General features: G+C 61.2%; 20 protein-coding genes and 1 pseudogene. 13 read left to right on the top strand and 8 right to left on the bottom strand.

Annotation, left to right across the window (positions count from 1 at the left end):
- Positions 1-12: 12 nt before the first annotated feature.
- The 7 genes from C2U58_RS14590 (at position 13) to C2U58_RS14560 (ending at position 10,325) form a co-directional block, all read left to right on the top strand.
- Complete coding sequence (locus C2U58_RS14590; protein ID WP_102946510.1) at positions 13-1,194, top strand: cystathionine gamma-synthase; 1,182 nt, start codon at positions 13-15, stop codon at positions 1,192-1,194.
- Entirely contained in the window at positions 1,191-2,048 is an 858-nt protein-coding gene (locus C2U58_RS14585) for an ABC transporter permease (RefSeq protein ID WP_102946509.1), read from the top strand. Before C2U58_RS14590 ends, C2U58_RS14585 begins: the two co-directional genes overlap by 4 nt.
- Before the next feature lies 1 nt (position 2,049).
- The gene (locus C2U58_RS14580) at positions 2,050-2,775 is read left to right on the top strand and encodes an ABC transporter ATP-binding protein (protein WP_102946508.1); all 726 of its coding nucleotides are present in this window, start codon (positions 2,050-2,052) and stop codon (positions 2,773-2,775) included.
- Positions 2,776-2,892: 117 nt separating this feature from the next.
- Entirely contained in the window at positions 2,893-4,992 is a 2,100-nt protein-coding gene (locus C2U58_RS14575; RefSeq protein ID WP_172448151.1) for a methyltransferase domain-containing protein, read from the top strand.
- The gene (locus C2U58_RS14570; protein ID WP_102946506.1) at positions 4,993-7,170 is read left to right on the top strand and encodes a glycosyltransferase; all 2,178 of its coding nucleotides are present in this window, start codon (positions 4,993-4,995) and stop codon (positions 7,168-7,170) included.
- A gap of 142 nt (positions 7,171-7,312) precedes the next feature.
- Positions 7,313-9,298 carry a glycosyltransferase family 2 protein gene (locus tag C2U58_RS14565; RefSeq protein WP_172448150.1) on the top strand — a complete coding sequence of 662 codons (1,986 nt, stop codon included), beginning with the start codon at positions 7,313-7,315 and terminating at the stop codon, positions 9,296-9,298.
- A gap of 34 nt (positions 9,299-9,332) precedes the next feature.
- The gene (locus C2U58_RS14560) at positions 9,333-10,325 is read left to right on the top strand and encodes a glycosyltransferase family 2 protein (protein ID WP_102946504.1); all 993 of its coding nucleotides are present in this window, start codon (positions 9,333-9,335) and stop codon (positions 10,323-10,325) included.
- Here C2U58_RS14560 and C2U58_RS14555 read toward each other — a convergent pair.
- The 8 genes from C2U58_RS14555 to C2U58_RS14520 form a co-directional block, all read right to left on the bottom strand.
- On the bottom strand, positions 10,292-12,478 hold the full coding sequence (locus C2U58_RS14555) for a hypothetical protein (protein ID WP_146033474.1): 2,187 nt from the start codon (positions 12,476-12,478) through the stop codon (positions 10,292-10,294). The genes C2U58_RS14560 and C2U58_RS14555 overlap by 34 nt on opposite strands.
- Positions 12,475-14,652: a hypothetical protein gene (locus tag C2U58_RS14550; protein ID WP_102946502.1), complete on the bottom strand. Its 2,178-nt coding sequence runs from the start codon at positions 14,650-14,652 to the stop codon at positions 12,475-12,477. Before C2U58_RS14550 ends, C2U58_RS14555 begins: the two co-directional genes overlap by 4 nt.
- Positions 14,653-14,687: 35 nt before the next feature.
- Positions 14,688-15,698 carry a UDP-glucose 4-epimerase GalE gene (gene galE, locus C2U58_RS14545; RefSeq protein WP_102946501.1) on the bottom strand — a complete coding sequence of 337 codons (1,011 nt, stop codon included), beginning with the start codon at positions 15,696-15,698 and terminating at the stop codon, positions 14,688-14,690.
- A gap of 48 nt (positions 15,699-15,746) precedes the next feature.
- A complete protein-coding gene (locus tag C2U58_RS14540; RefSeq protein WP_102946500.1) occupies positions 15,747-16,109 on the bottom strand; it encodes a DUF2304 domain-containing protein in 363 nt (120 codons plus the stop codon).
- Entirely contained in the window at positions 16,109-16,798 is a 690-nt protein-coding gene (locus tag C2U58_RS14535; protein WP_102946499.1) for a glycosyltransferase family 2 protein, read from the bottom strand. Before C2U58_RS14535 ends, C2U58_RS14540 begins: the two co-directional genes overlap by 1 nt.
- 5 nt (positions 16,799-16,803) lie before the next feature.
- Positions 16,804-17,196 (bottom strand): GtrA family protein, encoded by a 393-nt coding sequence (locus tag C2U58_RS14530; protein WP_102946498.1) that lies wholly within the window; start codon positions 17,194-17,196, stop codon positions 16,804-16,806.
- A gap of 79 nt (positions 17,197-17,275) precedes the next feature.
- Positions 17,276-18,217, bottom strand: a complete 942-nt coding sequence (locus tag C2U58_RS14525; protein ID WP_102946497.1) for an electron transfer flavoprotein subunit alpha/FixB family protein — start codon at positions 18,215-18,217, stop codon at positions 17,276-17,278.
- A complete protein-coding gene (locus tag C2U58_RS14520) occupies positions 18,217-18,963 on the bottom strand; it encodes an electron transfer flavoprotein subunit beta/FixA family protein (RefSeq protein ID WP_102946496.1) in 747 nt (248 codons plus the stop codon). The genes C2U58_RS14525 and C2U58_RS14520 overlap by 1 nt, the downstream gene beginning before the upstream one ends.
- Positions 18,964-19,218: 255 nt before the next feature.
- Here C2U58_RS14520 and rfbB point away from each other — a divergent pair, with 255 nt between their 5' ends.
- From rfbB to C2U58_RS14490, 6 genes and pseudogenes are all read left to right on the top strand, one after another.
- Positions 19,219-20,274 carry a dTDP-glucose 4,6-dehydratase gene (gene rfbB / locus C2U58_RS14515; protein ID WP_102946495.1) on the top strand — a complete coding sequence of 352 codons (1,056 nt, stop codon included), beginning with the start codon at positions 19,219-19,221 and terminating at the stop codon, positions 20,272-20,274.
- Between the two features lie 15 nt (positions 20,275-20,289).
- Complete coding sequence (gene rfbA / locus C2U58_RS14510; protein ID WP_102946494.1) at positions 20,290-21,177, top strand: glucose-1-phosphate thymidylyltransferase RfbA; 888 nt, start codon at positions 20,290-20,292, stop codon at positions 21,175-21,177.
- Entirely contained in the window at positions 21,174-21,731 is a 558-nt protein-coding gene (gene rfbC, locus C2U58_RS14505; protein ID WP_102946493.1) for a dTDP-4-dehydrorhamnose 3,5-epimerase, read from the top strand. Before rfbA ends, rfbC begins: the two co-directional genes overlap by 4 nt.
- A gap of 5 nt (positions 21,732-21,736) precedes the next feature.
- A complete protein-coding gene (gene rfbD / locus C2U58_RS14500; RefSeq protein ID WP_253256755.1) occupies positions 21,737-22,666 on the top strand; it encodes a dTDP-4-dehydrorhamnose reductase in 930 nt (309 codons plus the stop codon).
- Positions 22,667-22,846: 180 nt separating this feature from the next.
- Positions 22,847-24,853 carry an acyltransferase family protein gene (locus C2U58_RS14495; protein WP_102946491.1) on the top strand — a complete coding sequence of 669 codons (2,007 nt, stop codon included), beginning with the start codon at positions 22,847-22,849 and terminating at the stop codon, positions 24,851-24,853.
- 132 nt (positions 24,854-24,985) lie between these two features.
- A pseudogene (locus tag C2U58_RS14490) lies at positions 24,986-25,598 on the top strand (glutamine--fructose-6-phosphate aminotransferase); the annotation flags it as partial.

The following is a 25,598-nucleotide window of genomic DNA, read 5'->3' as shown; positions in this document are numbered from 1 at the left end:
TTGGGAACTTTCATGTCCGACCCTGCATCCTCCGGGCACAGCACTCGCTCGCTCGCTCTGGCCACTCTGGCCATCCACGGCGGGCAGTCGCCCGACCCGAGCACCGGCGCGGTGATGCCGCCGATCTATGCGACCTCCACCTACGCCCAGTCCAGCCCGGGCGAGCACCAGGGCTTCGAGTACTCGCGTACCCACAACCCGACCCGCTTCGCCTACGAGCGCTGCGTGGCCTCGCTGGAAGGCGGCACCCGCGGTTACGCGTTCGCCTCCGGCATGGCGGCCACCTCCACCGTGATGGAGCTGCTGGATGCCGGCAGCCACGTGGTGGCGATGGATGACATCTATGGCGGCACCTTCCGCCTGTTCGAACGCGTGCGCAAGCGCACGGCCGGCCTGCAGTTCGGCTTCGTCGACCTGACCGACCTGGCCGCGTTCGAAGCGGCGATCACCCCGCAGACGAAGATGGTCTGGATCGAAACCCCGACCAACCCGATGCTGAAGATCGTGGACATTGCCGCGGTCGCCGCCATCGCCAAGCGCCATGGCCTGATCGTGGTGGTGGACAACACGTTTGCCTCGCCGATGCTGCAGCGTCCGCTGGAGCTGGGTGCGGACCTGGTGCTGCACTCGGCCACCAAGTACCTCAATGGCCACTCGGACATGGTCGGCGGCATGGTCGTGGTCGGCGACAACGCCGAGCTGGCCGAACAGATGGCCTTCCTGCAGAACTCCATTGGTGGCGTACAGGGGCCGTTCGACAGCTTCCTGGCCCTGCGTGGCCTGAAGACCCTGCCGCTGCGCATGAAGGCGCACTGCGCCAATGCGCTGGCGCTGGCCGAGTGGCTGGAAAAGCACCCGGCGGTGGAAAAGGTGATCTACCCGGGGCTGACCTCGCACCCGCAGCATAAGCTGGCCACGCGCCAGATGAACGGCTACGGCGGTATTGTCTCGATCGTGCTCAAGGGCGGGTTCGAGGCGGCCAAGCGCTTCTGCGAGAAGACCGAACTGTTTACCCTGGCCGAGTCACTGGGTGGGGTGGAAAGCCTGGTGAACCATCCGGCGGTGATGACCCATGCATCAATTCCGGTGGAGCGTCGCGATCAGCTCGGTATCAGCGATGCGCTGGTGCGGTTGAGTGTGGGGGTCGAAGAGCTGGGGGACCTGATTGTGGATCTTGAGAGGGCGTTGCAATGACCGTTGAAGTCTCGCCGCGACTCGCGTCGGCGCCGATTGATCGGCGCCACCTTCGCGATACCGAGCTGACGCCGCTGCGTGCGCTCTTCTCCGACGTCGCCGACGGCATGCGCTCTTGGCGGGCGTGGCTCGCCCTGGCAATGATGGATACCAAGCACAAGTACCGGCGCTCGGTGCTGGGGCCGTTCTGGATCACCATCAGCATGTTCGTGCTGATCCTGGGTATCGGCCTTCTGTACAGTCAACTGTTCAAGATGAATCTGCGCGACTACCTGCCGTACATCGCGTTGGGCGACATCGTCTGGATCTACATTTCCACGACCGTCCAGGAAGGGTGCACGACCTTTACGGCGTCCGAGAACCTGATCCGGTCAATGCGACTGCCGGCAACACTGCACGTCATGCGGCTGGTTACACGTACTTTCATCGTGTTCCTGCACGGCGCAGTGGCCTACATTCCGTTCGCGATCTATCTGAAGATCCAGCCGGAGCTGGTGTGGTTCCTGGCCATCCCGGGCATTTTCGCGATTCTGCTGGCCACCATTCCAATCACGGCACTCTTCGGTGTGATGGCAGCACGATTCCGCGACCTGCAGCCTGCCATTGCGAACTTCATGCAGCTCGGCTTCTTCATGACGCCGATCATCTGGAAGGCCGACATGCTGGGGCCGCATCGGTGGGTGGCTGATTTCAATCCCCTCTATCATTTCATCCAGCTCGTTCGGGATCCCTTGATGGGAAACGTGCCGCCCGATCACTCTTACTGGGTCGTGGGCACTTTCATCCTGCTGGCATATCTCGTTGCCATTCCGGTGTTGGCGCGCAGTCGCCACAAAATTTCCTTCTGGGTGTGACATGACGAACATCAGTGTCGTCAACTGCAGCGTGCAGTTGCCTGTTTACGGAACCAACAACCGCTCCATGAAGGGCGCCATCATGTCTGCCGTGACTGGCGGTCGTGTAGCGCCGTCCAGCCGAAACGTAACTGTGGTCGACTCGCTCCAGGACGTTTCATTCGAGCTGCGCGAAGGCGATAAGCTTGGTCTGGTCGGACACAACGGGGCGGGGAAGACCACCTTGCTGAAGACGTTGGCCGGAGTGTATGAGCCAACGTCCGGTTACGTGCGCAGCCGCGGGCGGATCGCGAACCTCCTTGATGTCACCATGGGAATGGACTTCGAGGCCACCGGCGTGGAAAACATCCGCCTCAAGGGTTTGCTGCATGGCCTCTCTCGCGCGGAGATTGCAGCAAAAATGCCGTCGATCTGCGAATTTTCCGGACTGGGTCCTTACGTTGACATGCCCGTGCGTGTCTACTCAAGCGGCATGCTCGTCCGCCTTGCTTTCTCCATCGCCACCAGCTTTGATGCAGATATCCTGTTGATGGACGAATGGCTGGGCGTGGGCGACGCGGATTTCAACGCGAGAGCGCAGCAGCGGCTTTCAGAAATCGTCCAGAAGGCGAGCATCCTTGTTCTGGCCAGCCACAACAAGGACATCATTGCGGCCAACTGCAATCGAATCATGCATCTGGAGCATGGCAGGGTGATCAGCGACGAAGCGTGCGGCGGGGTGGCCTGAGCCATGAGCACAGAGAACCGGGATTACTGGCTGTCTAGGGACGGTGGACTTTACGCTGACCAACAGAAGGTTCGGCGTGACGCAGGTAACTCCAACTACGGACTCCAGGAGTCGTGGTTGGTTGAATTTCTGCGCACGGCAGCGGCGGAGCGTGGGGCGCCGGTCAGGGTTCTGGACTACGGGGTTGGCTTCGGCCGCATGACCCGGCTCCTGGCTGACCATGATTTCGTTGACTACTACGGATTCGATATCTCGGCACCGATGGTCGAGCCGCTGTTTTCTGCACCGCCTTCCAGATACGCCTCGGATATCCGCGATCGCATCATGGTCGGGTCTGATCTCCCCGGCTTGGCAGGCTCCAGGCAGTTCGACGTGATCTTCACCGTGTCGGTGATGATCCACAACTCCCCCGAGCAGGCTCGTGAGGTGATCGAAGGAATGCGCGCGGTTCTTGCGCCCGGCGGTTGTATATGCCTGATCGAGAACCGCCAGGTTGGGATAAGCATGCTGGGCAATCTGTGGCATGCCGGTTGCTGGAGCCATGACTTCGCCAACACGACCGCGAGCGACATGGACGTGGATGTCGATGACGGCATTCTCGCCGACCATGGTATCTATTTCCTCCGGGAGCCACGGCCCGGCGCACCTCGCAGCGTGCGCGTACCGGGAAGCAATGGCTTTGAGATCATTGATCGCCCCGGCTACCTGGTTCGCTCGCACGAGAACACCGTCGCAGCGGTGAGGGGCCTAGAGAATGAAATCAATGTCGGTGGCAGCCAGTTGGCAGAGCTTCGGGATGCAGTGGAGCTGTACAAGCGGGCGGAGGAGCATGCAACCAAGGCGTTCACTGGCGTTGCCGATGGTCTTCCCGCTGCCCTGCGCGAGAAAGTCGGTCCCGGTCACCTGATCGATGTGCTCGAGCTGGTTCCGGCGCTAGCAGCGCAGTTGCGTGAGAGCGACTTGGCCAATCGGGTGCAGGCCGAGCAGCTTCGCAACGAGTTCGAGCATCGCCTGGCTGAGCACCGCAATGCGGTGGCGCAGGATGAAATCCGCATCAGGGCAGATCACGCCGAGCAGGTCGAACGCTATCAATGGCAGCTTGGACTGCGGGAGCGTTTGAGCGCATTGATGTCGACGGATCACGAGGAGCCTTCGTATGCGAACGCTGACCACCGTGGCGCGGAACCGAACATTCCGGTCTTGGCGTCGCAGCTGTTCCAGTTCGACGCAGCTCGCGATACACGGTTTGCCCAACAGTTGAGTGGGCATGAGCGGGTCTGCCACGTAATGCATCAGGAGTGGTTTGGAATCCGGGCAGCAGCAGGCGCGCTGCCGGGGCACAAGCTGGCGGTATCCGCATCGGATCGGCCATCTGCTCTCGATATCGAGGCCGTCGCCAAGCTGTTCAGACTGGCCGGTGTTGACCGAATTGCCATCCACGGCTTCTCAACGGCAATGGCAGCTTGGATCAAGGGTTTCGCCGGGGCAGGATTCGAGCACATTTACCTGGTGTGGCATGGTGCTCCTGTCATGTGGGTGCACCACGATGAGCGGCGATTCTTCGCTCTCGCGCTCGACCTGGCCAGGCAGGGCTATATCAAACGCATCCAGGGCATGCGCGGTGGCAGCCATGCGGCGATTGGCCCGCTGGGTTGGCCGCAGCAGATTTACAACATGCCGCCCAATTACCCGCAGGGCATGCCCCGGCATCAGCGTCGGCACGAGGGGGCCATCGCGTTCTCGCCGTCGTGGAATCTGGTGCACAAGAACCTTGCCAGCAACGTGGCAGGTGCAGTGGCCAGCGACCAGGTCGATACGATCTGGGTGCTTGCGAACGATTTCCAGCTTCCATACCCGACCGAGAAGAAGATCGAGGTTCTGCCCAAGCTCGACCAGGCTCAGATCATGGACACCATGTCGCTGGCGGACGTGGTGCTGAATGCATCGGTGGTGGATTGCCATCCGATGGTAGAGTTGGAAGCGTTGGCTGTTGGAACGCCAAGCGTACGCGGCAGGTTGGGAATGGATGCGTTGGAGGACCACGAGTACGTGGGCCTTACGCAGGTTGGTGATGCATTGAACGTTAGGGACATAGCTCGTACGATTTCACGCGTACTGAGCACGCCTGACATGGAACTGGAGCAGATGATGGCCTCTTATTCACGCCAACTCATCGAGCTGTCGAGCGCCCGGTATATTGAATTCATGGAGCTGTAGATGACCGCTTTGAGAGTATTCGTAACGCGCGAGCTGTACCCCTTCACCGCCGGCGGCATCGGTCGCGTCGTTGCAAACATTCTGGCCACTTCCACGCAGCAGGAGCGCGATAACACCGCAATTCTCTACGTTGGCGACGGTCTTGACCCCAGCGCCTTCGCGGCGGTCTATCCCGGCGTTCGTCTTCACGTCTCCCATATGGGTACGTACCAGACCGTTGATGCCCGTGGTCGACGCTACCCCGCGTACGGCTCCTTCAACAACACTGTGCTGCATTGGGAGTCCGTCCTCATTCTGCAGGGGCTTCGGGCGCTACAGGAGAGCGAAGGCGCGCTGGGTTACGTCGAGTTTGTCGACTGGGGGGCAGCCGCGTTCGCCGCAACCCAGGAGAAGCTGCTCGGCAACGACTTCCTCCAGACGACGTTGGCGGTGCGCCTGCACACGACCGACAGTATTCTTGCGGACTTCGAGCCGCGTGCGCAGAGCATCCACGGCCTGAGCCTGTATGACCTGGAGCGCAAGGCACTGGCCGACTGCGACCTGATCGTCGCACAGCTCGCGCCGGTGTCCGAAGCTTTCAGGGCGTTCTACGGTTTCGAAGACCATGACTGGGCGGCTCGAAGCTGCGTTCATTCGCCTCCAGTGTTGCTGGACTCGCTTCCGTTCGCAAGCAGGTCCGTCGATATTGGCCCGGATACCCCGCTGCTGTTTACATCGAAGCTGCAGGATATCAAGCGACCGGACGTTTTCATCCGCGGCTGCGTGCAGTTCATGCGCGACAACCCTGCATACCAAGGCAACGTGGTCTTCCTTGCCCACTCCTTCGATGCCGCCTACCAGCAGACCATCGTCGACATGATTCCGGCAGACCTGGTGGGCCGGGTTGTGTTCGCCAAGGGGGTGAATGGCGCGCCGCGCGAAAAAATGATTGCTGAATCCGTCTGCATCTTCCCGTCGCCATGGGAGTCATTCTGCCTGGCGGCCTACGAGGCATCATTGTCCGGCGCAATATGCGTACTCAATGATCGCAATCCTGCATTCGGTGACGACACGCCTTGGCAGGATGGCATCAACTGCATCAAGTTCAATGGCGTGCCGGCTGATCTGGCAAAGGCGTTGACTGCGTTGTTCTCAGGCAGCACCGGGGAGCTGCTGCCTGTGACCCAGGCGTCGACTGCCGCTCCATGGGCCCTCGGGGCCGAAAGTACCGAGTGGGCCGAATCCGCGCAGCCCCGGCTTGGCGCGGTGGTGATCAATCAGGGAGAGGGTCGAGCGCTGATGCCCAGCATCGACAGCCTGCTTGCGTCCGCTTGCCTGATCGAGGAAATCATCATTGTCGATGACGCCTCCCCCGACCCCATCAGCCGCGAGGTGCTGAATCGTCTGGAAGTTATCGATCCGCGCGTTCGCGTTGTTCGGTTCCCGGTGCGGTCTGGTGCTGCTGCCGCGCGAAACGCGGGACTCGAGGCCGTCAGTTGCGATTACGTGGTGTTCCTTCGTGCCGGTGAGCAGCTTGCCCCCCATTATCTCGGCGCGGCGGTAAGGGGTCTCTCCCGCCATTCCGACTTCGACGTTGTTGTTTCCCACCATGGAGTGGCGACGGCCTTGCCGGCAGTTGGCGATCCTGCGCCGAGCTTCGATGTGTGTCATGTGCACTACGGTGAGGCTCGACTCGCAGGTCTCTATGAGAACCGTCTCGGTCCGGACAGCTTCGTCATTCGAACCGACCGCGCGCGCGCGCTTGGTTTCGATGAGGCAGTCCCAGCCAATGAAACCTGGGAAATGCTGCTGCGGGCGTGTCAACAGGAGGTGCGCTTCATTGCCTCGTCCTCCATTGACATCACGTCCCGCCCCGCGTACCCCCTGGTATCTAAGATGCACGGCGACGTGAGTGGTGCCGTGCTGGAAGCGCAGCGACGTCTGCTTCACGGCAAGCGAGCGCAGCTCGGATCGATCAAAGTTCCCGCGTACGTAGCGGCAATTCAAGGCAGCGGCGGTGCAGTGACATTGCTCAGTCTGGATGAGTCTTCCTATCGTCTGCAGGAGCTTCTGGACAGCGAGACCGTCAGGTACACCTTGGCCCTTGCGAACCTGCTGCAGCGTCGAGCTCCGTGGGTGCTCCGGATGGGCAAACGACTCATTGAACGCTTGCTTCCCCTGTATCGCCGTTTCCGCTGAGCCACTCATTCCGGAGTGTAGTATGCACGTGGTCGTTGGTTACGCGTCGTCCTTGTCCACGTTAGACACGGACGGTCGAGCGGTCTGCCAATTGCTTCGAGGAGGTGGCAGCGACGCCATCGCCGTAATCCTCGGAGCCGACATGGACCCGGCTGACTGGAGCGGTTTCATTCCGGATGGAACCCAGTGCATTGCCTTGGGGAATGACTACGCTCGGACCCCAACGGAGGCTGACCGGCGTTGGCCGGCCGCGCCTGGCATATCAGGCCTGAAGGAAGACTGGGCCGCACGACAGGTGCTGTACTGCCTCAAACAGATCGAGTCCGAACGCGGGTCGGTCGCGCATGTTTCGCTTCCCTGCCTTGGAGCTTCCGGTTTCTGGCTGCTTCAGGAACGATTTGTACATCAAGCGTTTGCGGCCACTACAGTCTCGGTCCGTTTGACGGGTCTCACGGTTCTGGAAGCCGCCAGAGAGGGGCGTGCACTCTCAACGTCCGATCTACTCACGGCGGACATGGAACGGCGGTGCCTTACAGACTGCGATGAGCTCCGGTGCGAGAAGGTCGAGGTGGCTGCGTCCATCATCGCGGCATCGGGAATCGATGGAGGTAGCTGGAAGGACCGACTGGCGCTGCCGACTTACTCAGAGGAGCCATTGGCCGCGCGGCCCGGCCCATCATCTGCGCACATCGCAGGTGTCATTTCGGAACCCGCCGCGCTGCGTCAATTCGTGCGGGCCTCAATCGGCTTCATCGGAAGCACTGCGGGTGCCACAGCCTGCATCAAGCTCCATCTTGTCGGCAGGGTCTCCACGGACGGCTTGGCCGCAGTTCCACCAGCATGGCGTAACCGTTTCGAGCTCATTTCCCGGGATCAGCTTGCGGGCGTGGACGCGCCTGGAGCGGTGGTCTTCGCTGATAGCTGGAGTGCCAGCGCAGATCTGGCGAGGGCTGCGCTCGGGCAGGGACGGCAGGTGATCGTGGATGCGCGAAACCCTGCGTATCCGGCGGGTGCCGGATGGGATGATGGCCGCAATGTACTTCGCTACGATGGGACTGCCGCATCGCTCGTGCGGGTGCTGGCAAAGGCGGCCGAGTGGAGGCCGCAGTCGCAGTTGATGCTGGAATGGTCGGCGGGGCGCCAGCTGTCTGCTGTTCGAGCTCGAGAGCCGGTCGCATCTCCCCGCGTGGAACAGCCCCTGGTCAGCGTGTTGGTGCCGCACTTCAATCTTGGCGCCTATCTGCCGACGACGCTGGCTAACCTGCGTGAATGCTCCTACACGTCGTTGGAAATCATAGTGATCGATGACGGCTCCACGGACCCGTCGTCAATCAATCTGATCGAGGGGCTGGCAGCAGCCTCCGACTCATCTGTGAGCGTGCTGCGCCTGCCATTCAACCAAGGCCTGGCCGCGGCGCGCAACGCCGGGCTGAGTGCTGCGCGGGGGAAGTATGTCCTGACCCTGGATGCGGATGACCTGATTGCCCCCCAATTCGTCGGCGAAGCCGTCTCCGCGCTTGAGCGATTGGCTGACTTCGACTTTGTTGTGCCCCAGGCCGCCTACTTTGACGACGCCCACCAAGTGAGTGAGTTCAAGGAAGTGGCCTTCCAGCAATGCATTCCCCTGGTCGGCGAAGCCTGGCAGTCAGGCATGTTCGCGAACCGCTACTCCACGGCTACGTGCTTGGGGCGACTCGGGATAATGCGTGAGCTCTGCTACGACGAAAGTCTTCGCGCCTATGAAGATTGGGAGTTCTACCAGCGTGCATTGGACCGGGGCAGCCGTTTTCTTGTGACGTCCGATGTCAACTTCCTGTATCGTCGTCGCCCGGACTCGATGATTCACGCGCCTGAAATGCGCAGCCGCCATGCGCAGTTGATGGCGGAAATGAGCGGAAGGGGATTGCTCTCGCGCAAGCGCATCAAGGTCGCGCGTCAATCGCTGCAGGTGGTGTGTGCTCCACTCGGCGTGGATGGCGATGCCCTGCACGGACTTTTGCTCGCGGACGTCGGGGCAACACTGCAGGACATTCGTAATCTGCGCAGGAGCCGGATCGTCGGCACCGCCTACCGCTTGTCTGCAGTCATTGGCCTGCTGCGCAGGCGACTGGCTGCGCTGCGCAGCTAGAAATTCGTCAACAAACGCTTGGAGAGGCCCATTCATGTGGAGTAGCGGCGTCGCAGTAGTAATTCCCTGTCATAAGGTGACCAAGCATATCCTGCCGTTGTTGGAGTGCATCGGTCCCCTAGTAGACAGGATCTATTGCGTGGATGACTGTTGCCCGGACGGCAGCGGTGACCTGGTTGAGCGCGCCTGCGGCGATCCGAGGGTGGTCGTTGTGCGCAATGCAGTAAACCTAGGAGTCGGCGGGGCAGTCATGCACGGCTATGAGCGCGCGATCGCCGACGGTGCAACCGTCATGGTCAAGCTGGATGGCGACGGTCAAATGGATCCATCGCTGATCGATGTTTTTGTCGCGCCGATCCTGGCAGGAGACGCTGACTACACCAAGGGCAATCGCTTCTTCGACCTGCGCGGGATCAGCGCGATGCCATTGCTGCGACGGATTGGCAACCTGGGCCTGTCCTTCATGGCAAAGGCGTCGACGGGGTACTGGGACGTGTTCGACCCTACCAATGGTTACACTGCCATCCACGCCGCGATCGCGCGTCGGCTTCCGCTGGAGGCCATCAGTAAGCGCTACTTTTTCGAAAGCGACATCCTGTTCCGCTTGAACGTCATGCGGGCCAAGGTGGTGGACATTCCCATGGATTCACGCTACGCCGATGAGGTCAGCGGTCTTAAGGTGTCGAAGATCATCGGGGAGTTTCTAGCCAAGCACATGCGCAACGCCTGCAAGCGGGTAATCTACAACTACTACCTGCGCGACCTGAACATGGCCTCGATCGAGCTGCTGGTGGGTCTGCCCATGCTTGTATTTGGCGCGCTGTTTGGCTTCTTCCACTGGCTGCACGCCGCCGAAGAAGGGTTGTTCACGCCACTTGGGACCATCATGCTGGCTGCGCTGCCGATGATGCTCGGCCTGCAACTGCTGCTGGCGTTCCTATCGCATGAAACCTCGGCAATGCCACGCCATGCCTTGCACCCTCTGCTGACGCGTTATCCCTCTGGGGCGCTGCCCCCGGTTGCCTGAACGCCGGCGCGCCGGGAGAGCGCCAGTGCGGGGGCAACGGCCAACAGGATGATGTAGATCGGGAGCTGGTATCGAGCGTCCTGCGCGATGATGGCCACCATCAGCACCATGGTGTGCACCAGTACCAGTACGGGTATCAACAGTACCCGTCGATCCCCGGTGCGGCGCCATGCCAGCACGGTCAGCAGCGTCAGCGCGCAAAGGAACGCTGCGGGACGCCAGAATCGGGTCAGGCGGACGTCCAGCACCGCGCGTCCGATCCAGGCAGCAACGTCGGGGAAGGGCGACGTCTCGACGAAACCGCTCAAGCCTGGCTCAACCCATTGCAGGCCGCCCTCACCCTTGTCGAGAAATCCGAATGTGTACAGGTACAGGGGGCCATTGTCAGCGATACGGTAACGCCAGACCATGCTGCTTGCGCACAGCATGTGGTCGAACTCTACGTCAGGACGGTCCAGCGCCATCCGCAGCCATATCCGGAACAGGTCGTCCTGGTATTTCACCGCTGTGGGGATGTCATACGCGTTGTCGAAGATGGTCGTATTGACCATTGAGCAGCGATAGCGCCAGTCATCGGCACCCTTGTCGATGGCGTCGAGAATCGCAGTGTCCGCTGCCGACGTCGGCTGTTGGCCGGATGCAAGGTGCGCAGACAGATGGTGCGTGTAGGCCATGTAGGCGGCACTGGTGCGCTCGGTGCCAACCGCATTGGCCAACGGCCCCTTTACGCCCCAAGCCAGCGCAAACGCCACAATTAGGTAAGCCACCGTGTGCAGCCGGGCACCGGGACGCAGCAGCAGGATCAGGAACGCAGCAGCGGCCACCGGTGGGCCGTTGTGGCGAAGGCCGATGCATGCCGCCGCCAGCACTGCCAAGCCAAGTCCATTGCGGAAGCGCCGGAGGTCTGGAGTGCCAAGGAACACGTTGCCGATTACGAATGCGGTGAGGGCAGTCACACTGCTGGCGTAGGGTACATCTTTCCAGAGAGTGATCGACGTTAGTGCGGTCAACGGATATGCAGCTACCAGCATGCCGCCGGCCAGTGAGCTCCATCGGGGAGCGTTGCAGGCGCGTCGGACCGTGACGGCCAGCCAGCCGCCGGCCAGCGCCATCGCGGCCATCTGCAGCCAGGCAGCGAGGGCCGGGCCGCCGTTGAGCCGCTGGATCCCCCATAGGTAGAACGCGTACATCACGGGATGCGCGTCCGAGTAACGCCCGGTGCTGGCCTGGTTCCACTGGCCAAGTGAGTCCGTGGTCAGGATCGCGGGCGAGAAGATCACCAGCACTACGCTGCCCACTACGAGCAGGGGCAGGGCCGCGATCAGTATCTCGCACGCCAAGCTTCGTTCCGCTGCCGATGTTGCGGCGGCAGCGGGTAAGGGCCAGCGCGAAAAGAATGCAAGACCAGCGAGGATCAACAACCCCAGCGAGACTGCTTGGCAGGCCTGCACCAGGTACTGCAGCGGCGTTCGCGATGGAAACAACAGGAACTGCGTCGACGTCGCATTGAAACCATGTGCGAGAGCAAGATCGACGTTACCGCCAGCGGGGCTGTACAGGTCCAACGTGCGCTCGTTACCTGGCCAACGTACGCGCGCTTGTCCAGACCACGGATGCGTATACAGCTGCAGCTGCACGCTGCGGCGATAATGGCCGTTCCATTCGATCCGGTCAGGAGGGCTGTTGATTGGCGTGATCAGATAGCCGTGTTCGGCAATCCAAGTCGGACCCGCATCCGTTTCGCCGAGTTCAACTGACCTGCCGTCGACGACCAGCTTGGCCCACACCTCCGCGCCTTGGGACGCCTTGGAATGCGTGCCCAGCGAACTGATTTCGACCGAAAATGGCTTGCCGGGGGCAGGCGCAGGATCCAGCGGAATCATCCACGTCAGCAACCACCCGGCCACTACGGCGCCGCCCAGCCACGCGATGCGGGAACGCACTGGAATCACGCTCCATTGCGGCCTTGTACACTCCAGAACCAGAAATGAGGCTGCCGCAGCCACGCCAGCCGCTGCGATCAGCAGCGTGATGCGGAGCAGCGCTGATAATTGTGCAAACGCCGTCCGTGGACAAAGGGACGCCGCTGCCAGCATCAGTCCTGCGGATATGACGATGACCAGTATTCGCGCTGTGGGGCGCCTCAACGTCATGATCCAGCCTGCGAACTGGACTGCGGCAGGCGGCGATGGGCTGACACGAGGAGCGGTACGGCGGCGAAGGTAATTACATACAGGGGAAGCTGGTACCTTGCATCCTGCGCAACGATGGAAATTGCCAAGAACGCGGTGTGCACAGCGGGCAGTACCAGCAGCAACCAGATGCGATTGTCACGCCGCCGTGAAACTGCGACGCCGCAGGCGAAGATGAGCAGGTACATGTAGGCGGCCGGACGGAACACAGCTTCCATTATCGGAAGAAGGGACATTTTGCCAACAAACTCGGCCAGCGCAGGAGATATGGAATCTTGGACGGGGTCCCCTCGCTCGCCCGTGATCCACTTGACCTTGCCGTAGGGTGCCCACAGGCCCACGCTTGAGAGATACAGCGGGTCGTTTTCGAAATCCTTGATCCGCCAGATCAGGCCGCTGGAGCACATGCCGTGCTGGAACTCGACATCAGGTTGTTTACGGGCCTGCTCCAGCAGGATTCGCAAAAGGTCACTGTCGTGCGCCATGGCCAGGCGGGCGTCAAATTGGGGGTTGAAGACGACGGGATTCACCGTAGCACAGTTGTAGGCCCAGTCTGCATCCTTTGAATTGATCCGCCGCAACAGCGCTTGGTCTGCAGCGGCTACCGGAAGATTACCGGCGGCTAAGTGTGCGGCGATGTGGTGGGAGTACAGCACGTAACTGACTGGCTTACGCTCAATACCCGCCGCGTCAGAGATCGGCCCTTTCAGCAGCACCATCAAGATGATCGCAGTCACGGTGGCCAGTGCGACGCGGAGACGCGCATGCCGGGCAATGAAGAACAGCACCAGTGCGGCTGCAATGGCGACAGGCGGCCCGTTGTGACGTAGCGCCATTGCACAGAACATCAACATGGAGAACGCGATGGTGGCACCAACACTCATCCCATGGCTCACCGTACGAGGCGCGCGCGCCACTACGAACGCGGTCAGTGCGATGACAGCCGCAGAGTAGGGTACATCCTTCCACAGGGTGACCGCGGTCAGTGGAAGCAAGGGGAAAGTCGCCAGCAGACACGCGGAGAACCACGCGATCAAGGTGGGAGCGCCGGTAGTGCGGCGCACCGAGGCCACCAGCCAACCGCTGCTGGCCGAGAATAGGACCAACTGGACCGTCGCAACGGCCGCGGGGCTATCCCAGAACCACCGGGCCGCGACCATCATCAGGCCGTAAAGCAATGGATGGGCGTCGTTGAAGGACAGCGACCCAGCCTGTCGCCATTGATCCAGGGAGTCGGACGTCATCATCCCGGGGTAGAAGATGATCAGGCACGCGACACTGGATGCCAACAGCGGGATGGAGAACAACAGCGCTTCCCGCCACGCTGGGCCGGGATTGGCTACCTCGGTCGATGGATAGGGCCGGGTAGTAAGCCAGCCAAACAGCCACAGTCCAAGGGCGCCCATCAGGATGATGTCTGCGGTGGCAGTTGCCCACTGGCGCGCGCTGCGGACGGGAATGGCAAGCCGATTCTGGGTGACCTCAATTCCTCCGAGATCGAGGGTCAAGCTGCCCCCTTCCGAACGGTAAAGGTCCAGGTCGCGCTGCATGCCATTCCAGGTCACGCGCGCACGCCCTGACCAGCCATGGGCAACGAAGATCAACCGCAGGCTGTCCTCGTACGAGCCTCGCCATGCGATCGACGTCGGTACGGAAGGAGCCACTGCAACCAGGAAGGGCGCCTTGTCCACCCATTCGCCCGTTTGCCTGAGTTCACTGAAGGGGACATCCTTCCCGTCACGTTCCACCCGCAGCCATACTTCCCGACCTTGTGAGCTCGCCGACTTTCCGTCCAATACGCTTACCGAGACGTCCGCAACGCTGATCGGCGCGGGCTTGATCGGCAGTGCGAAGAGCAGGATCGTGCCCGTGACCAGTGCGCAGGCGATTGCGATCACGCAGATGCGCGTGGACAAGGTGCAGGCCCGTTCCAGCAGCCTGCGCGATGCCGGCAGCAGGATGAACCACAGGACTGCGGCGCAGAACAGCACTGGCACCAGCGCCTGGGGCACATCGAGGAATTCCGCGCCAGGTACGCGCGACAGGATTGAAAAGGCGCCGCAGACAGCCAGCAGGGCCGCGAGGCTAGCGGCCGGCCAGGGCTTGCTGTGCGAGCCCCACGAAGTCGTGTTCATTGAAAGGTCCAACGGCGGGCGGTCGGATGGAGTGATCAGTTCTGCTGCAGGTGTATCTGCCAGCGCCATGCGTCGGCGCAGATAGTGTCCAACCCCCGCGAAGCCCGCCACCCCAGCAGCTTCTCAGCCAGCGATGGATCGGCATAGCAGGCGTCGGCGTCACCCGGGCGCCGGTCGGTGATCTGGTAGGCAATCTGGCGGCCGCTTGCCCGGCTGAAGGCATCGATGATTTCGATCACCGAGTACCCGCTGCCGGTGCCGAGGTTGACCACAAGTCCCTGCTTGCGATCGCGCAGGTACTCCAGTGCGTGGACATGGGCCTGGGCAAGATCCATCACGTGGATGTAATCCCGGATTCCGGTGCCATCGGGTGTTTTGTAGTCTCCGCCAAACACCTTGACTTCCGGACGGAGCCCGGCGGCTACCTGAGCCACGAATGGTACAAGGTTGTTGGGGGCGCCACGTGGGAGCTCGCCAAGCTGGCCACTGTCGTGCGCACCGGCGGGGTTAAAGTAGCGCAGAACCGCGGCATGGAACCCGGGGCTGGAGGTGCCGATGTCCTCGATCGCCTGCTCCATCATCAACTTGGTGCGCCCGTACGGGTTGATCGCGTGAAGGGCAGCGTCTTCGCTGATGGGGCAACGGTCCGGGTAGCCGTAGACGGTGGCCGAGGAGCTGAACACCAAGTTATTGCAGCCAATGTGCTGCATGGCATCCAGCAGGTTCAGCGTGCCGGTGACGTTGTTCTGATAGTAGTGCAACGGGTTGGCGATGCTCTCGCCTACCGATTTAAGCGCACCGAAATGAATCACACCGTCGGGTCGGACCTGATGCAGGCACTCCAAAGTTGCAGCGTGGTTCCGCAGGTCCAGCTCATGGCACTGCACGACATGTCCGGACAACGTCGAAATCCGGTCAGGAATCCAGCGCTCGCTATTGCTGAAGTTGTCGGCGATCACGACGTCGTAGCCTGCCTGCAGCAGTGCGATAGTGGTATGCGAGCCAATGTAGCCGGCCCCGCCTGTCACTAGAATCCTGTTGTTCAACGTTTTCCTCCAATTCCTTTCAGTGGGTGTTGCCAGCGCTGCTGCAGTTCAGCCGCGGGGCGCTTCGCCATCCGTGGGCGGCTTGCCTGACGTTGCTTCAAGAATCGCGATGCGACGTGCCAGATGGACGATCTGCTTCTGGATCTGCTTATCCTTGGCGTACGTGTTGAAAAGCTGGAATGCAACCACCTGCACCAAGGCGTAGACCAGCAGGTCGGTGCCGCGTCCCACGCCCACAAGGTTTGCCAAGGCAGTCAGGCTGTCGGGAATGAGCACGGCCACCACTGCAGCGACCACAAACCCAACCAGCAGAACCTTCTTGAAAGCGTTCGACCTGCTGGTGCCGCGTGAAGAAAGGAAATACCACGCAATCCAGACGGTCGAGACGATGAGTAGAACTCTGATGATCATTATTTGATCACCTTGCGCAGAAGTGCGTCAAAAGCGATGTTGACTGCGTTGATCATTGACTGTCCCTTGCTGCGCGAATACTCACTGTAAATGATGGTCACCGGTACTTCCGCGTAGCTGAGGCGCTGTTGCCCGATCCTCTCGACGATCTCGGAGGCATGGGAGAAGTCTGGCAGCTCGAGCTTCAGGCGTTCGGCAGCGGAACGATGGATGACCCTGAGCCCATTGTGGGTGTCAGTGAGGCGCACCCCGGAGGTGATGTTGGAGAACCAGACGGCCGCTTTCAGGATGACCCGCTTCATGCCGGGCATGTTGATCGCTTTGCCCAGGAATCGGGAGCCCAGCACTACCTGCACGTTGTGTCGTTCGGCGTAGTCGATCATGGCGCGAACGTCTTCAATACGATGTTGGCCGTCAGCATCGAACGTAACTACATAATCAATGCCGGGATCCAGCAGCGCCATGTCAATGCCGGTCTGCAGGGCTGCGCCTTGACCGAGGTTGATCGGGTGCTTCACCAGCGCCGCACGAGTGGCGGCAACCTGCTCGCGGGTGTCATCGCGGCTGCCATCGTCGACGACGATGATGTGCGGGAAGTCCTCGGGTATGCCTTTGATGGTCCCCAGAATGGCGCTGCCCTCGTTGTAGGCAGGAATGACGATTGCTACGTTTGAATAGTGTTGCGCCATGGGACTCATGTGTTCTTGTCGATCCGTTGCCTGAATACGAGCTTGGAGAAAATCAGGTAGTTCCAGGCGGCAATGACCACCATCACCACCAGTTTGGCGACGTAGTGATTCACCTGAAGCGGCCCCACCAGCAGTCCAATAGCAAGATTGCCGGCAACCAGATTTACGGCTGCGACCACTCCGTACTTTAGCAGCTCCCCGGAAAATGCGCCGCTGCTTTGGAACACCCAGCCTCGGTTGAGAAGGAAGCTGACCACGAATCCGCAGAAAAAGCTCAGTGATTGACTTGCGAACAACCAAGCAGCGCCCAGCAGCCAGTGTAACGCTACGAATGCAGCGTACTCTACCGCTGCGGCGGAGCCTCCCGAGACAAGAAAGCGAAAGAGTCTTGCTGACATGGACCACCACGGTGTGGAATGAAAAGAACGAAAGGGGCACCCTGAGCGCCCCTTTCTTCAGCCTGCAATCCGGCGGGCATCAGCCCAAGGCGGATTCCAGCTCCGGCAGCAGGGTAAACAGATCCCCCACCAGCCCGATATCGGCAATCTCGAAGATCGGCGAGTCCGGGTCCTTGTTGATCGCCACGATGGTGCCGGCGTCCTTGATCCCGGTCAGGTGCTGGATGGCACCGCTGATGCCCACGGCCACATACAGCTCCGGGGCAATGATCTTGCCGGTCTGGCCGACCTGCAGGTCGCTGGGCACGTAGCCGGCATCCACCGCCGCGCGCGAGGCGCCCACGGCCGCACCGAGCTTGTCGGCCAGCTGGAAGATCACCTTGAAGTTCTCTTCCGAACCGACGCCACGGCCACCGGACACCACGCGCTTGGCGCTCTGCAGGTCCGGGCGGTCGCTGGCGCCGGCGGCCAGGCCGATGAAGCGGGTATGGGTCGGCAGGGCCGCGTCCACGTTGGCCGCTTCAACCGGGGCGCTGCCGCTTTGGGCCGCTTCCGGCCAGGAGGCGGCGCGCACCGTGGCGACCACGATCTGGTCGGACGGCACGTCCACGGTGATGATGGCGTTGCCCGCGTAGATCGGACGCTTGAAGCTGTGGCTGCCTTCGACGCTCATCAGGTCGGAGACCTGGTTCACGCCCAGCAGGGCGGCCACGCACGGCATCAGGTCCTTGCCGAAGGTGGTCGACGGGCCGAACACGTGCGTGTAGCCCTTGGCCAGCTGTGCGATCTGGGGGGCCAGCACCTGGGCCAAGGCCTGGCCGTTGGCGGCGTTGGCAACGGTCAGCACCTTGGCCACGCCAGCCAGCTGGGAGGCCTGGGTGGCCACGGCGGCCGGATCGGCAGCCAGCACCAGCACGTCGATGCTGGCGCCGCTGATGGCGGCGGCCGCGCTCACGGTCTTGGCGGTGGCGGCGTTGAGCTTGCCGTCATGGTGTTCGGCAACTACGAGGATCTTGGTCATTAGAGCAACCCCTTCTGCTTGAGTGCGGCAACCAGTTCGGCTGCGTCCTTGACCATCACACCCTTGCTGCGCTTGGACGGCGCGGCGTAGTGTGTGGTGTTGAAGGTGTCGGCGGCTTCAACGCCCAGGTCGGCCAGCTGCAGGCTCTCCAGCGGCTTGGCCTTGGCCTTCATGATGTCCGGCAGCTTGATGAAGCGCGGCTCGTTCAGGCGCAGGTCGGTAGTGACCACGGCCGGCAGGTCCACTTCCAGCGTTTCCAGGCCGGCGTCGACCTCGCGGGTCACGGTGGCCTTGCCGTCGGCAATCTCCAGCTTGCTTGCGAAGGTCGCCTGCGGGCGGCCCCAAAGAGTGGCCAGCATCTGGCCGGTCTGGTTGGCGTCGTCGTCGATCGCCTGCTTGCCCAGGATCACCAGGTCCGGCTGTTCCTTCTCGACCAGTTTGAGCAGGGTGCGGGCGGCGGTCAGCGGCTGGATGGCCTGATCGGTGACCACGTGGATGGCGCGGTTGGCACCCATGGCCAAGCCGTTGCGCAGGTGGGCCTGGGCATCGGCCGGTGCGATGGTGGCGACCACGACCTCGGTGGCGATGCCCTTGTCGCGCAGGCGCAGGGCTTCTTCCAGGGCGATTTCGTCAAAGGGGTTGGGGGACAGCTTGACGCCGTCGGTGACCACGCCGGAACCGTCCGGCTTGACCTGAATGCGGACGTTGTAGTCCACCACGCGCTTGTACGCGACGAGGATTTTCATCTGGTGCGGGATCCTTCAATAACGGGGAACGTCCGGCTGCAGGACGCGGCAACCGGTTCGGGGGTGGGATCGCGATTCTAACTGGGTTGGGACTACCATGCGAATGCGTATGGTCTCCTGCCGCGTGCTGCGCTGCCACACGCCGTGGCGACCGTTCACCCGCGGGCGACTTAACTTGCGGTCCTCGGTTGTATCCTTTGATGCTGAACCGGGGCCGTGAACCGCCCCACACGGCTTTCAATAGGAGTACGGGTAGTGCCCACTTGGCTTGTCACCGGCGGCGCCGGATTCATTGGCGGTAATTTCGTGCTGGAGGCCGCAGTCCGGGGCGTGCGCGTCATCAACCTGGACGCCCTGACCTACGCCGGAAACCTCGCCACGCTGGCCTCGCTGGACGGGAACCCCAGCCATATCTTTGTGAAGGGCGACATCGGCGACCCCGTCCTGGTTCGGCGGCTGCTGGACCAGTACCAGCCTGACGCCGTGGTGAACTTTGCGGCGGAAAGCCACGTGGACCGCTCCATTGATGGTCCGGGCGCTTTCATCCAGACCAACGTGGTGGCCACGCTGGGGTTGCTGGAGTCGGTGCGCGACTACTGGAAGACGCTGGGCGGCGACCGGGGTCCGGCATTCCGCTTTCTGCATGTTTCCACCGACGAGGTGTACGGCACCTTGGGTGAAACCGGCAAGTTCAGCGAAACCACCCCTTATGCGCCCAACTCGCCGTACTCGGCGTCCAAGGCAGCTTCCGACCACTTGGTGCGCGCGTTCCACCACACCTACGGGCTGCCGGTGCTGACCACCAACTGCTCGAACAACTACGGCCCGTACCACTTCCCGGAAAAGCTCATCCCGCTGGTGATTGCCAAGGCGCTGGCCGGCGAGCCGCTGCCGGTCTACGGCGACGGCAAGCAGGTGCGCGACTGGTTGTTCGTCTCCGACCACTGCGAGGCGATCCGCACCGTGTTGGCCAAGGGCCAGGTCGGCGAGACCTACAACGTGGGAGGCAACTCCGAGAAGGAGAACATTGAGGTGGTGCACGCCATCTGCGCGCTGCTCGACGCCCGCCGTCCGCGTGAGGATGGCCAGCCGCGCAGCAGCCAGATCACCTACGTGGCGGACCGCCCGGGCCATGACCGTCGTTATGCCATTGACGCATCGAAGTTGAAGGACCAGCTGGGCTGGGAGCCCAAGTACACCTTCGAGCAGGGCATCGGCTTCACGGTTGATTGGTACCTGGACAACCAGGAATGGGTCAACGGCGTGCTCGACGGCAGCTACCGGCTGCAGCGTATCGGCACCACGGCCTGAATCAGGAAAACACATATGACCCAGCGTAAAGGCATCATCCTCGCCGGTGGTTCGGGTACCCGGCTGTATCCGATCACCAAGGGCATCAGCAAGCAGCTGCTGCCGGTGTACGACAAGCCGATGATCTATTACCCGCTCAGCGTGCTGATGCTGGCGGGTATCCGTGAGGTGCTGATCATCAACACCCCGCATGAGCAGGTGCTTTTCCGGGAGCTGTTGGGTGATGGCTCGCAGTGGGGCATGAACATCGGATATGCCGTTCAGCCAAGTCCGGAAGGCCTTGCACAGGCCTACCTGATCGGAAAGGAATTCGTTGATGACAAGCCAAGCTGTCTGGTGCTGGGCGACAACATCTTCCATGGTCACGGGTTGAGGGATGTGTTGCGCAACGCAGACGCGAGGGACGAAGGCGCCACGGTGTTTGGCTACTGGGTCAACGACCCTCAGCGTTATGGTGTAGCCGAGTTCGACAAGGATGGGAAAGTCGTCGATCTGGTTGAAAAGCCGGCAGAACCACGCTCCAACTACGCCGTCACCGGTCTCTATTTCTATGATGGAAACGCAAGCAGGTATGCGGCGGAACTGCGGCCTTCCGCGCGAGGTGAGCTCGAAATCACCGATCTCAACCATCATTATCTGCGCGATGGTCAGTTGAATCTGGAGCCTTTGGGTCGTGGGTTTGCCTGGCTGGACACCGGCACCCATCAATCGCTCCTTGAAGCGTCCAATTTTATCGAAACCATCCAGACCCGCCAGGGGCTTCAAGTCTGCTGTCCCGAGGAGATCGCCTTCGGCCAAGGGTGGATCGATGTAGGGCAACTGGAGGCATTGGCCGCGCCTTTGCTGAAGAATGACTACGGTCAGTATCTGCAGAAGTTGGCTTTGCGTGGAATGGTCCCATGAAAATCATTGAGACAGAGCTGCCTGGATGCGTTGTGATTGAGCCGGCCGTGTTCGGCGATGCCCGCGGATCCTTCTTCGAAACATGGAACGCCGAGCGATTCGCGGCCCACGGCCTGCCAAGCCGTTTCGTTCAGAGCAACGTTTCTACCTCCGTGAAAGGTGTGCTGCGTGGGTTGCATTACCAATGGCCTCGGCCACAGGGCAAGCTGGTGACTGTACTGGCTGGGGAGGTGTATGACGTGGCCGTGGACGTCCGGCGCGGCTCGCCGACGTTTGGTTGCTGGGAAGCTGTCGTGCTTTCCGAGCAAAACAGGAGGCAATTCTGGATTCCGGAGGGATTCGCGCACGGTTTCGCTGTTCTTTCGGATCGTGCAGTGTTCAGCTACCTATGCACCGAACTGTACTGCGCGGAACACGACGCCGGCGTGAGATGGAATGATGCCAAGATCGGCGTGGACTGGCCGATCAACCTTCCGACCCTGTCAGCGAAGGATGAATCGGCTCCCTTCCTGCGGGATATCTCCAAGGAACGCCTGCCGGAATACCGGCCTTGACTAGCTTGGGCAGAGTGCTTGTGCTGGGCGCCAGTGGCCAGGTCGGAAGAGAGCTTCTGCGTGCGCTCGAACCGGTGGCAGATGTGGTGGCGGCCACCCGTTCGGGTCACGTTGCCGACGGTTGGAAGTGCGAAAATGCCGATCTCAATGCTCCTGAGTCCTTGACTCCGCTGTTGGAGCGCCTGCGCCCTGATTGGGTGGTTAACGCGGCGGCATACACCGCCGTGGACCTTGCAGAAGTCGAGGGCGATGCTGCTTGGCGGATCAATGCCGAGGCACCCGGTGTAATCGCGCGCTGGTGCGCGGCTAAGCGCGTGCCTTTCGTTCACTTTTCGACCGACTATGTCTTCGATGGAAACGGAGCGACGCCGTACCGAGAGGAAGACGCAACCTCGCCGCTGAGTGTTTACGGGAGGAGCAAGGCAGCGGGAGAAATGGCGGTGCGCGCCGCGGGAGGTACCCACCTCATACTTCGAACCGCCTGGGTGTTCGCCTCGCACGGTTCAAACTTCCTCCGCACCATGCTGCGCCTTGCAGACACGCGCGATTCGCTGGATGTTGTCTCCGACCAGGTTGGCACGCCTACCTCGGCTGCGCTGATCGCTGACGTAACCGTCCAATTGATTAAGCGGGGGGACGGACTGACGGGCACTTGGCACCTGACCGCGCGAGGCGAAACGTCCTGGTACGGATTCGCCCGTGCGATTTTTGCGAGAGCGGAAACGTCCGGCTTGATTTCCCGGCAGCCGTTCGTAAACGCCATCAGTTCGGACCAGTACCCGACGAGGGTAAGGCGCCCATCATTCTCACGTCTGGATACCTCCAAGCTGGAGACGGAACTGGGGATGGCGCTACCCGAGTGGGAGGAGGGCCTGAACCATGTCATCGATGAAATGGTCCAAGGCGAGGCGAGAATTCGGCCAGATTTTCGCTGATGCAGGGGTGCGCCGGAAAGACGCCATACTGCAGAAGCTCTGATCTTTGAACATTTGCGTGGCATTTTCGGCAAGCTGTGGGTAACCTTAACGCGACTGGCCGGATGAGCGCTGCAGTCGCGCGCGCAGCGACGCCAGTCCGTAGTGGATAGAGTGTCAGCACCTTAAGGGATAAATGGGATGTCATTGCCACAGGATCGACCGGGATATCGCCGGGATATCGATGGGTTGCGCGCTATTGCGGTGCTCGCAGTTGTTGTGTTTCATCTCAACAAGACCTGGCTACCGGGTGGCTTCACCGGCGTTGATGTCTTCTTCGTTATCTCTGGGTTTCTTATTACAGGCATTCTGAGCCGAGGATTGCAATCAGGGGCGTTCTCCTACTCAGGATTCTATTTGGCACGGGCGCGGCGGATTCTGCCTGCCACCATCTTCTGCATAGCAATTACTCTAGTTGTGGCAAGCATAGTGATGCTTCCACAAGATGCAGCCAGTCTTGGGGCCTCGGCAGCGGCAAGTTCTATTTGGGCGGCCAATGTATATTTCTGGCGAGCCTTGGATACGGGCTACTTTGCTACATCGTCGGAGCTTGTGCCCCTACTCCATCTGTGGTCTTTGGCCGTTGAGGAGCAGTTTTACCTGTTCTGGCCCCCGTTGCTGGCAGCAGCGTACCGATGGTTGCCTAAATCAGCGAGGTACATACTTGTTGGCGGACTTGCGATTGGAAGCTTCCAGCTCGGACAGGTGCTGATCCACTCGCACCCGTCGTTTGCGTACTACATGTTGCCCACGCGTGCCGGTGAGTTGATGGTCGGAGGTATTGCCTACTGGCTGACTACCGACATCAGAAGGATTCCTTCGGTGCTAGGGCTCCTCGCAAGTCTGGTCGGTATCGCGTTGGTAGGGCTGTCTATCGTTTCCCTCGACGAGTCCAGTGGCTTCCCCGGTTACGCAGCCCTTCTTCCTACGCTGGGAACGGCGATCCTGCTATACACGGGTAGCGTAGATCGCACCCTGGTTGCCAAGGTGCTCGCCTTCCCCGCGCTGGTAGGGATAGGGCGGGTCTCCTTCTCGCTTTATCTCTGGCATTGGCCGGTCATGGCATTCTACAGGTATGCCTACGGAACGCCTTCTACCGGCGGTTATGTCGTGTGCGTTGCCGTGATGATGGCAATGACGCTGTTCTCATACTTCGCGGTCGAGCGCAGGTTCCGGACTGGATCCGGGAAGTCGAGCAAGCTTGCCGTTCTTGGCTACCCTGCTGCGAGCATGATGATCGCGGGCTTGGGGTACTTTGTCCTCGCCTCGGGTGGAGCCGTGTCGGTGTTCAAGCCGACCGCATATGCAAGCAATCTGGCCAAACTGGATGGCGAGACGAAGCCGGCCAGTGAATACCCTTACAACTGTCAGGTTGGTGGTTTCGATGAGGCGGTCTTCAGTGATCCTAGATGCCTGCTCGGCGATACGTCTAAGCCTGCCGGGATACTGCTCTGGGGCGATTCCCACGCGGCGCACCACGTCGGTTATATAAAGGTCATGGCGGAGCATCATAGACTCGCAGTTAGAAATGTTTCGATGTCGGGCTGCATGCCGATCTTCAAGACTTCGGCGGCCTATGCTCATCCATCAATCGTAGATTCGTGTTCCAAGTTCAACGATCGCATGGAGCAGGAAGTCGAAAAATACTCTACGGTCGTAGTGGGGAGCGCGTGGGTCGGTTTCGACCGGGGCAATTCCAGGGAGGATATTGCCCGCACCATCGCAACACTCAGTGCGAAGGTCCCACATGTCGTGATTGCGCTTTCGGTCCCACTGTTCCCGGACTATGACCGTGAATGCGAGAGAAAGTCGTTGATGTTCCCGGGGCTTCACTGCAAGACTGAGCGGCCCCTTTCTCAGGGCCTTGAGAATGACGTCAACAGATACCTGACGGAACTGGCAGGAAAGTACCAGAATGTAACTTTGTTGGACCTCCACCCCTTGTTGTGCGATCAGCAATCCTGCAGGGCCATGTCCGAGGGAAGGCCGGTTTACTATGATGCAGGTCATCTGAGCATGGCTGGATCACAGGCGTTGGGCTACAAGGCCCTCTCGCTCGGCGCAACGCCATCGTTCATCAGTCGGAACCACCTTTCAAGGCATGGACCCGCTGCTGTAGATAGTATGGTCCCACGATCGGCAGAGTGACGGGGCGCAGGGTTCCTGAACGCAAATTGCTGAATAGGTCGGAGGCCTCGGGGATTCCGTTGTCCTCTGACCGCTGATTGCGACGTTGATCAGTTGTATCATGGACGATTGGATCTTTACGGGCACGCTGGAATGTGTGGAATAGTTGGGGCGATCGCCGATCGCGACGTGGTACCGGTACTCATCGAAGGACTGAAGCGGTTGGAATACCGGGGTTACGACTCCTCCGGTATTGCCGTGCTCGACCGGACCCATGCGGAGCCGGACGTGCGCCGCGTGCGCCGCACCGGCCGCGTGGCGGAGATGGAGAAGGCCGCCCTGGCTGAAGGCTTCGACGCCACCCTGGGCATCGGCCACACCCGCTGGGCGACCCATGGTGGGGTCACCGAAGCCAATGCGCATCCGCACATTAGCGATGGCGTGGCGCTGGTGCACAACGGCATCATCGAGAACCACGAAGAGCAGCGCGAGCGCCTGCGTGGACTGGGCTATGTGTTCGAGTCGCAGACCGACACCGAAGTCATCGCCCACCTCATGCATTACAACCTGAAGAGCGGCGACAGCCTGCTCTCGGCATTGCAGCGCACGGTGAAGGAACTGACCGGCGCGTACGCGCTGGCGGTGATGAGCCGTGCCGAACCGGACCACTTCGTCTGCGCGCGCATGGGCTGCCCGCTGCTGGTCGGTCTGGGCGAGGGCGAGAACTTCGTGGCATCCGACGTGTCGGCGGTGATCTCGGCCACCC

Origin of the sequence: Stenotrophomonas sp. VV52 (assembly GCF_002893095.1) — a bacterium.
In the GTDB taxonomy this organism is placed as follows: Bacteria; Pseudomonadota; Gammaproteobacteria; order Xanthomonadales; family Xanthomonadaceae; genus Stenotrophomonas; species Stenotrophomonas aracearum.
The sequence above is the reverse complement of the archived record's forward strand: the minus strand, read 5'-3'. Positions and strand labels throughout refer to the sequence as shown.